This window comes from Deltaproteobacteria bacterium (genome assembly GCA_019308995.1).
Lineage (GTDB): Bacteria > Desulfobacterota > Desulfarculia > Adiutricales > JAFDHD01 > JAFDHD01.
Genome location: JAFDHD010000138.1, coordinates 1 through 7,495, shown reverse-complemented (window position 1 = coordinate 7,495; position 7,495 = coordinate 1). Strand labels below are relative to the sequence as shown.

Annotated in this window: 7 protein-coding genes; 3 read left to right on the top strand and 4 right to left on the bottom strand. The window is 47.4% G+C overall.

What is annotated here, in order from left to right:
* From JRI95_15430 to JRI95_15420, 3 genes are all read left to right on the top strand, one after another.
* Positions 1–409: sugar transferase (locus JRI95_15430; protein ID MBW2062933.1), on the top strand; the 409-nt coding region annotated here is incomplete at its 5' end.
* A 5-nt stretch (positions 410–414) separates the two neighbouring features.
* Positions 415–816 (top strand): acyltransferase, encoded by a 402-nt coding sequence (locus tag JRI95_15425; GenBank protein ID MBW2062932.1) that lies wholly within the window; start codon positions 415–417, stop codon positions 814–816.
* A gap of 20 nt (positions 817–836) precedes the next feature.
* Positions 837–1,973, top strand: a complete 1,137-nt coding sequence (locus tag JRI95_15420; protein MBW2062931.1) for a DegT/DnrJ/EryC1/StrS family aminotransferase — start codon at positions 837–839, stop codon at positions 1,971–1,973.
* 106 nt (positions 1,974–2,079) lie between these two features.
* Here JRI95_15420 and JRI95_15415 read toward each other — a convergent pair whose 3' ends face one another.
* The 4 genes from JRI95_15415 to JRI95_15400 all read right to left on the bottom strand — a co-directional run.
* Positions 2,080–2,907, bottom strand: coding sequence for a hypothetical protein (locus tag JRI95_15415; protein ID MBW2062930.1), 828 nt, complete (start codon positions 2,905–2,907; stop codon positions 2,080–2,082).
* Entirely contained in the window at positions 2,904–5,006 is a 2,103-nt protein-coding gene (locus JRI95_15410; GenBank protein ID MBW2062929.1) for a YjbH domain-containing protein, read from the bottom strand. The genes JRI95_15415 and JRI95_15410 overlap by 4 nt, the downstream gene beginning before the upstream one ends.
* A gap of 87 nt (positions 5,007–5,093) precedes the next feature.
* Complete coding sequence (locus JRI95_15405) at positions 5,094–6,122, bottom strand: hypothetical protein (protein ID MBW2062928.1); 1,029 nt, start codon at positions 6,120–6,122, stop codon at positions 5,094–5,096.
* A 14-nt stretch (positions 6,123–6,136) separates the two neighbouring features.
* A partial coding sequence (locus JRI95_15400; protein MBW2062927.1) for an SLBB domain-containing protein occupies positions 6,137–7,495 on the bottom strand: 1,359 nt, incomplete at its 5' end.

The window sequence follows — 7,495 nt, the reverse complement described above, 5'->3', positions numbered from 1 at the left end:
AAGAAATTCAGAGGGGTTTTTGCTCTCGGACTATGAACGCCTGACTACTTTAGGTAAATTTCTCAGAGCGACATCTTTAGATGAGCTACCTGAACTTTGGAATGTTTTGAAAGGCGACATGAGCCTGGTGGGTCCGCGCCCATTATTGATGGAATACCTGGATCGTTATACCCACGAACAAGCACGGCGTCACGAGGTCAAGCCAGGCATTACCGGCTGGGCTCAGGTAAATGGGCGTAATGCCATTAGCTGGGAGGATAAATTCAAACTGGACTTATGGTATGTTGAGAACCACTGTTTCTCACTAGATATTAAAATCATTGCCATGACAATATGGAAGATTTTTAAAGGAGAAGGGATAAATCAGCCTGGACATGCTACTGCCGAAAAATTCAAAGGGAGTAGATAGACGTTATGGAGAATGAAAGTAGATTTTCAGATTGGAAATATCCGAATATTGAGGATGGTAAATTGACTCAATATAATTGGATTGTATATCATATAGATAAATTTCAGCTTGGTTACAAGACAGATATTGGTGCTTTTACCTATATTAATGCTTTACACGGAGTCATCATAGAGGATTATGTCCAGATTGGATCTCATTGTTCTATCTATTCAATTTCTACAATAGATAACAAAAGAGGTGAAGTCAGATTAAAGGAAAATTGCAAGATAGGGAGCCACACCGTTGTGATGCCTAATGTGACGATTGGCGAAAACGCCATTGTTGGAGCCTGCAGTTTTGTAAATTGTGACATTCCTCCCAATGTTATAGCCTTTGGTGTTCCTGCCAAAGTAAAAAAATTTGAATGACAAAGATGAAGGAGACTTTAATGAATAGGCGAATCTTTCTCTCCCTCCCACACATGAGCGGGCAGGAATTACAGCTTGTGCAGGAGGCCTTTGCCAGCAATTACATCGCTCCGCTTGGGCCGATGGTTGAGGCCTTTGAAGAGGATTTTTCTGAGCTTACAAAGTTAAAGCATTGCCTGGCCCTTAACAGCGGAACCGCGGCTATACACCTGGCCTTACGCTGTCAAAACGTGGCTCCGGGTGATATCGTGCTTGCCTCCACCTTGACCTTTATCGGCAGTATCACACCCATAACCTTTATGGGGGCGATTCCGGTTTTTATTGATTCGGATTCGTCAAGCTGGAATATGGATCCTGATTTGTTAGCTGAAGAGGTTGAAGATCGAGCCGGTTCTGGTAAAGTTCCTAAAGCGATTATAATAACGGACCTTTACGGCCAATGCGCTGATTATGACCGGATTCTTGAGGTCTGCGCACCTTATCAAATTCCGGTCATTATTGATGCGGCTGAGGCCGTCGGAGCGACTTATAAAGGCAGGCACGCTGGCAAGGGAGCAAGGGCCGCTGTTTATTCTTTTAATGGCAATAAGATCATTACCACTTCCGGCGGAGGCTTGCTCGCTTCTGACGACGATAAATTAATTAATTCGGCGCGCTTCTTTTCGCAGCAGGCGCGCGAGCCCTTTTCCCATTATGAACACAAAGTGATTGGTTACAACTATCGCATGAGCAACATCCTGGCCGCCATTGGTCTGGGACAGCTCAAGGTTTTAGATGACCGGGTCCGGCGTAAAAGGGAAATATTTGGCTATTATAAACAGGCGCTTAGCGGTCTGCCCGGGATTGAATTCATGCCTGAGGCCCCTTATGGTAAATCGAATCGGTGGCTCACGGTTATCTTGATCAAGCCGGAAGAGTTTGGGGCACATCGGGAAACAGTGCGCTTGGCCCTGGAGGAAGAAAATATCGAATCACGGCCTATCTGGAAACCGATGCATCTTCAGCCGGTTTTCAGGGATTGTCACATTTGCGGCGGTGCGATTTCTGAACGTCTTTTTGAACTTGGGTTATGTTTGCCTTCTGGAACAGCGCTGACAGACCAAGACTTGGAGCGTGTTGTGGCGGTGATAAAAAATTGTTGCAGGGGAAAATCTTAACCTGAAACTGAATTCGATTCGTCATATCCTTTTCCAATTTATTGCTAAGGAAGTAAACACTACTCCCTAACAAGAAAGAAGAATAGCTGCCGCGCTTTTTGCCAATTCAATCAGCTAGCTGAAATATGAAACGTTCCCGTTTGAAAAAAGGCGGCCTTTTTTTCTGTTTTTCAAGGTCTTCAAACCAGGGTAGTATAAAACTCAGGAAATTATCCAGGGTTTTAACCTGAGCCTCACTTAAGCGGCAGCGAGGGGGTGGTGAAATGATCTGTGGTGGAAGAAGTGTTGTAAAGGTAGTAACGATCCTCTTTTTTTTGGATATATGCAAGTAGCTACCCAGGCCGCCGTACCAATCCTTATTATTCAATTTGCCAGCAAAGGAGTGCCAGCGGATGCCGTTGGGTAATCTTCCTATGGTATAAGTGAAGAAAGGTTCAATGATGGGATAAAGGATCGGGTCAAATTTCGAAGCGGCCAAGGCCTCTTGAAATATTATCTGACCTTCGTAGGACAGCTTGTTGATTTGGCCTTCAAACTCCAGGGTCTCCATGAGCAGTGGGCCGTAACTGGAGACCGTATGCTTGGTTATCTTGGCGCCTTCAACCAGTATAACTTCTTTTTCCCCAAATTTGAAGGTTCTTTCACTCACCTTTTCAGCCAATTGTCTTGGAGCCGGGCGTTCTTCAGCGGTTTCGGCCTGCCGCGGGCCGAGGGACCATCCTTTCTGATAGAGACAGCTCTGTAAAGCCTTGTAATAAGCATGAGGTTCTATGCGTCGGCCGGTGTGAGAGGCGTTTTGTCCAATAATTTTGGCCATAACCTCACACTCTGCCTTGTCTTTGGCAAAATCACCTTCTCCTTTAACAGGGTGATACCACCTTACGCTGCAGGCGCTCAGGCAAAAAATTATCAGGACGACCAGACAGTGTTTCATCGGCGCATCCCCATTATGGAGTTTTTCAGGGACGATATCGTTTCCCGTTCGTTCCCAAAGGGATAGAGCCTGCGGAATTGGCTGACCGTGCGTCCCGGATCCCTGGTCCAGGGTGAAAGAGCATAGTGATACCTCTTTCTCACCGGCCTGTCCGAGAAAGCACTCAGCGGGAAGGATATGAAGACACCTTTATCCTTATAGCCTCGATTATTAGGATCTATAAAGTGCGAGGTGTTGGTGACGGTGTACCAGGCTCCAATGGTGAAATGTTTGAAGGTGCGGCAGAAATCAAATCGTACGCCTTTGTCTCCGCCGAGGAAACGACCTATTTTAAGCCCCACTTCTATGCCAGTCCACCCGAATGGCTGGCCGTAAAGGTTTAGAAAGTAGGTATAGTAGGCTTTCTTATGCTCGCCATGCAAGGCAAAGTCATGACTTATGTTTCTCTTCCAGACCAGTTCGCTTTCAAGCCCCAGTCCGTATCGGCCCTCCCCGAAGTACTTGAAAACCTCGCCTCCAAGCCCAAAATAAGCGGCCTCAAAGGCGCCTAACCCGAGCCTGGCCTGAGAGGTTTTGGGGAGGTCGAAAATGTGGTCATACCCATAGGCAATCAGATGGGCCGACTGCCGGCTCAGGTAGTTGATATAGTCCGTATTTGCCGGCTCGGGTTCTATCATTTTTGAGGAAGAGCTGATATCGTTGTAAACAGGTATGGAATAGCGCGTTATAAAATATCCACCTTTCCACGGGTAAATAGATCCGATAATATCAATGGAGAGCCTGGTTTTAAAAAATCCAGATGGATCGTTCAATAGATTAGTTAGCTTGGGCTTAACCTCAATTGACCAGATGGGAGGTTTGGTATGCGCTTCTTTAAGCTGAGATTCTGAGGTGAAAAAATCGGCCCAGAGATCATTCTTTTCTTGGGTAAGGATGGCGAATTCGAGAAATCCGGCAAGATCGGTTGTACTTTCCACAAAATTACGGAGGTGATCTCTTGAGGCCGCCAGTCCTGTTTGAAAAATACCATTACGTGCCAGCACGAGATATAATTTTTTAATACTTTCCGGAGCCACCTGGTTCACCACCAAAAAGGCCCTTCCCAGGGCCAGGCTCGGGGAGTTGTAGCGCATGTTTTCCAGTTCTACCCATAATTTTGGCTTCAAGACGAAAATCCTAACGTGGCTGAAACCATCTTTTTTGAGCGCATCAGTGAGGAGGTCGGCCAGCTGCTGATCATTGGCCCTGGCTGCCTTATGAAGTATCCTTTCTTCTCTGATCGGCGCTGGTTCCTTTTTCCAGGTCAGGATTCCCTCAGCCTCAAGTGGGAATTGAAAAAGAATCCCGGCGGACCATTTTTCGCCCCGGGCCAAAGCAGCGCTGAAATGTATATGATCCCACAGGGTATATTTTAGACCAAAGGTTAGCGGGAGCCTCGCCTTGCCGACACCTGCAATCTTTTCATGTTTAATAGAGGAGTATTCAACGGTAAAGCGCAAGTTTTCCCTGACCGCATACTCCAGGCCTCCAAACAGTGAAAAATCGGTATCCGTGCTGGAGAGGTAGGCAAAGGCTCGATCATCACTTTTACCAGAAACTTCATACCGCTCCAAACTGCTCTTTCCGCCAAACATGCCCTGACCAAGCCCCAGAGTAATATCAAGCAGCCCAATTTGTTTGCTAGCCACCAGATAGCGGGAGGTGTAAATACCGGTTCCGTGTATATCGGTCCCTCCAATAGCTAGGGCCGGCCGCAATGGCTTCTCCTTTAGAAGAAGGAGCTTAACATCAATAGCCTTGTCCTTGGTATCGCCATAGCCTGGACCAAGGGCCGGAAGCCCTCTGATACCAGTAACTCTACCGTTCAGTTCCACTCGATCGAAAAGCCCGATGGTGGTGTGGAAGTAGTAGTATGGAGGGGAAAAGGAACTCCCGATGCGCATGTGCCAATCAGGAAGAACTCGGGCGTTCGGCATGTCCCATAGGCCGCTGTAACCCGGGAAGCCGGAAAGAGGCTTTATCTTATCAGCAGGTTCGGCAAGGTTTGCAATGGGAAAAACTGCGAAAAACAGAATCCATAACCCAAGAAGGTATTTCATTCGTCGGTGCTCAGTTTGTATATGTCGGTATCATTTTCAGGTCCGGTTGACGCTCCTGTTATGAGAAGTTGAAAATTAGCAACAGAATCATGTGGCATTTTCAGAGGGCGCCTCTGTATGCATTGGTTCTGCTTCCGCTTCTTTTGTTCTGGCGTTCTTAATAAATTCGAAGAAAAACGCCATAAATATGGTCAAAAATAGAGAGATGACAAGGGTAAGGGCGCAAATTATTGTTCTTCTAGGTTTGTACTTTTTTTCCGGAACAAAGGGGGAATCTAAAACCTTGAAGGCAATCAATTCCCCGGCCTCCTCCACCCTGGCCAGCTCATATTGCGTTCTGAGTTCAGTGTAGGCGGCCAGCGCAGCCTGCTGCTCCCGCAGTATTTCACTGGCCGAGTGATCCGCATCCGGTTTCTGGCGCTCCCAGTATTCGATTTCTCTTTTAGTTCTTTCGACCTGCTGCTCTATGAAGATACGCTTCCTTTTGGAATCGGTTATATATTCATAAGCTAAATAGCGGTTTAACTCCTCTGTTACTCCATCGAGTACCTTAGGGATAAAAGCTGGATCGCGGTCCACAAAGGTAATGCTAATTAAACCTGCTTTGTCATCATTTTCAACTGAGTAAACATGTTCCATCTTCCTGGTTTGGATTGTTTTTACAATCGTGGGAATGTCTTTTGGATCCTTAGCCAGCCAGGTCCCTTTTTCACTGTTCCATTTATCGGGGTATAGCCTGGGAAGAAGATTGAATTTTTTTATCATCCAAGTTTTTAGACTGCGACTCTTAAGATAGTTCACGATGAGCTGGGATTTATCTCCGCCCGAAATCGGAGGCAGTGAGATAAACTGACCAAGCTGGCCCAGGGTCGTTCCCAGCGCGCTCTGGGTTTCGGGAGATAACGTTGGTTGTAATACCACTTCCGAGCGATAAACCACTGGAAGTCTATACAAGGTAATATAGACTGCAATCAGCGTACAGGCCAGAGTAATCCCTGCAATAAACCACTTCCAGCGCCAGAGTGTTCGCCAGATGGTTAGAAAGTCTATCTCATTATCCTCTGGCAGAGGCAATGAAGGCACATAAACTACTGGTGGCGTGGTAATGTTTTCCATCCTTATTAGTACTACTAGAATATAATGCTGGCAACAACCCCAACGGCAAGGGTTATCTTGTACATGATGTCGGTTATATCCTTGATCATCTTAAAGCGCGGGATTCTTTCCATGTTTTCCGGAACGACAATCGTGTCTCCTGGCATGAGCTTCTGCCTGTAAAAGCTGTAAGAACTCATGGAAGGCAACCCGACCACTTCACCATTAGCCTTGCACAGACTTATATACCTTGCATCAGCCGTTTTTGATGGACCACCGGCCAGCTGCAGGTAATCCGCCAGGGTGACATCAGGCTGATAGAGGTAAGAATTGGGGGCATAGACGCTGCCCACCACACTGATAAAAGGAGGCTTGCCAGGTATCTCCAGCCTGTCCTGATCCCCAAGTTTAAAATCATAGGGAGAGCCTCTGAAGCTTTTCAAATCAACGAGCTTGATCGCCACCCGGCCGGAGGCCTTGATGCTTTTAAGCCCGGCCAGAAAGGATGTCATGACGGTCTGCTGGGCTGTGGCAGCCTGGGCCATACCCGGCTCGATCGCGGTGGCGGCAACTCCAACCGCTGCGCCAGAGATACGAATCTCCAGTTCCCTGATCATGTTATCAAGAGATTGCTGTTGAATCTTTTGGGCGCTCGCAGAGTAGAACCTCGCTCCATAGAGATAGGCGCTGGGCAGGAACCCTCCAGCGCGGGCAATGAGGTCGGAAAGCCGTTCCCCTTTTTTTAAGGCATAATGGCCAGGGAAACGAATCTCCCCTTCTATAATAACCTCAGGAATGCTCCCAGCGCCCTTTACCCGCGGTATGCTGACCATGTCAAAAGGTCGAAGCCGTTTATCAATTTTTTCGTCAGACAGGTCCAGTCTAAAATGCTCGGTCACAATTTCGTTATTTATAATTTTCTGCTGAGTCAATTCGACAACTTTATGGCTGGCCCACTTTTGCAGACCGCCCCCAAGCGCGATGAGGTCGCGCACGGTCATACCTGGTGTATATTCATAATCGTCAGGCTTCCATACAGCTCCCCGAAGATGCACAAAGGTTGCAATCCCGTATTCGGCCTTAGAAAGAATCTTTATCTCGTCGTGGACCTTAAGGGGGAAGTCAATTTTACCCGCCCAAATCTCAGGAAGAAGAATTTTTTCCGCGGTGAATTCCGTGGTGAGTGGGTCGTAGCGCCGTAAGAGGGCGTAATCGGTAATGGCTTTAGGCTTAAGCCTTTCCGGATGCGGAATCACCTCGGAGATTCGCATCCCTTCATGAAAGGCCAACTCCACTGGGTCCCATACATGACCCGTGACCCTAACCGTCCGAGGGAATTTCTGTTCGATATAACGGACTTCAACCAGATCGCCGTCTTGAACATGGACCATACT

Bases quoted from the DNA above. Each gene is read 5' to 3' on its own strand.
- JRI95_15425 (MBW2062932.1), top strand. From the start codon at position 415: ATGGAGAATGAAAGTAGATTTTCAGATTGGAAATATCCGAATATTGAG.
- JRI95_15420 (MBW2062931.1), top strand. From the start codon at position 837: ATGAATAGGCGAATCTTTCTCTCCCTCCCACACATGAGCGGGCAGGAA.
- JRI95_15415 (MBW2062930.1), bottom strand. From the start codon at position 2,907: ATGAAACACTGTCTGGTCGTCCTGATAATTTTTTGCCTGAGCGCCTGC.
- JRI95_15410 (MBW2062929.1), bottom strand. From the start codon at position 5,006: ATGAAATACCTTCTTGGGTTATGGATTCTGTTTTTCGCAGTTTTTCCC.
- JRI95_15405 (MBW2062928.1), bottom strand. From the start codon at position 6,122: ATGGAAAACATTACCACGCCACCAGTAGTTTATGTGCCTTCATTGCCT.